The following is a 1,175-nucleotide window of genomic DNA, read 5'->3' as shown; positions in this document are numbered from 1 at the left end:
TCCTAGTGTCCTGAGTCTTAGGAAAGCCGTAGAAGTATGCTGGGCTCATGGCGCGTATGGGTCGGCCGACGGTCGAAGTGGTCCTGACGGATGATGAGCGTGAGACGTTGCTGCGCTGGTCGCGGCGGGCGACGTCCGCGCAGGCCCTGGCGCTGCGCTGCCGGATCGTCCTCGCTTGTGCTGACGGGTTGTCGAACACTCAGGTGGGTGCGGACCTCGGCATCCATCCGACCACGGTGGCCACGTGGCGCAAGCGGTTCGCAGCCAATCGGCTGGAGGGCCTGGCCGACGAGAAGCGGCCGGGTCCTGCCCGCACGGTGACTGACGAGCACGTCGAGGATGTGATCGTGCGGACTTTGGAGACGACGCCGAAGGGCGCCACGCACTGGTCCACCCGCGAGATGGCGAAGCAGAGCGGGCTGAGCCAGTCGACGGTCTCGCGGATCTGGCGCACCTTCGGCCTCAAGCCGCACCAGGTCGACACCTTCGAGCTGAGCAAGGACCCGCAGTTCGTCGAGAAGGTCCGCGACGTGGTGGGCCTGTATCTAGATCCGCCCGAGCGCGCCATCGTGCTCTGCGTCGATGAAAAGTCCCAGATCCAGGCACTGGACCGCTCGGCCCCGGTGCTGCCGATGATGCCCGGCATGCCCGAACGGCGCACCCACGACTACCTGCGCGGCGGCGTCACCACCTTGTTCGCGGCGCTCAACACCGCCACTGGTGAGGTCATCGGCTCCCTGCACCGCCGCCACCGCGACGCCGAGTTCAAGAAGTTCCTCGCCAAGCTCGACAAGGAAGTCCCCGCCGAGTTCGACGTCCACCTGATTTGTGACAACTACGCCACCCACAAGACCCCCGCCATCCAGAAGTGGCTGCTCGCGCACCCACGGTTCCACATGCACTTCACGCCCACCAGTTCCTCCTGGCTCAACCAAGTGGAGCGCTGGTTCGGCCTGCTGACGGACAAGCAGATACGACGCGGCGTCCACAAGAACGTCCAGGCACTGGAGAAAGACATCCGCGACTGGATCGCGCACTGGAACGAAGACCCCAAGCCGTTCACCTGGACCAAGTCCGCCGACGAGATCTTCGAACGCCTCGCCGGCTACCTCAACCGCTTGCCGAGCCCCAAGCCCTAGTTATGCAGCGCTTCTGAGACTCAGGACACTAGGGCG

At 65.1% G+C, this 1,175-nt stretch carries 1 protein-coding gene; it reads left to right on the top strand.

Features of this window, described 5'->3' with window-relative positions:
* Positions 1 to 47: 47 nt before the first annotated feature.
* Positions 48 to 1,139 carry an IS630 family transposase gene (locus tag AB0D57_RS47855; protein ID WP_362088793.1) on the top strand — a complete coding sequence of 364 codons (1,092 nt, stop codon included), beginning with the start codon at positions 48 to 50 and terminating at the stop codon, positions 1,137 to 1,139.
* The last annotated feature ends 36 nt before the right edge of the window (positions 1,140 to 1,175 follow it).

Origin of the sequence: Streptomyces sp. NPDC048275, from assembly GCF_040652275.1 — a bacterium.
Lineage (GTDB): Bacteria > Actinomycetota > Actinomycetes > Streptomycetales > Streptomycetaceae > Streptomyces.
Note: the sequence above shows the minus strand (reverse complement) of the source record. Positions and strands in the feature narration are given on the sequence as shown.

What these genes read in the sequence shown, in the direction of transcription:
- AB0D57_RS47855 (WP_362088793.1), top strand. Translation starts at nt 48, where the DNA reads ATGGCGCGTATGGGTCGGCCGACGGTCGAAGTGGTCCTGACGGATGAT.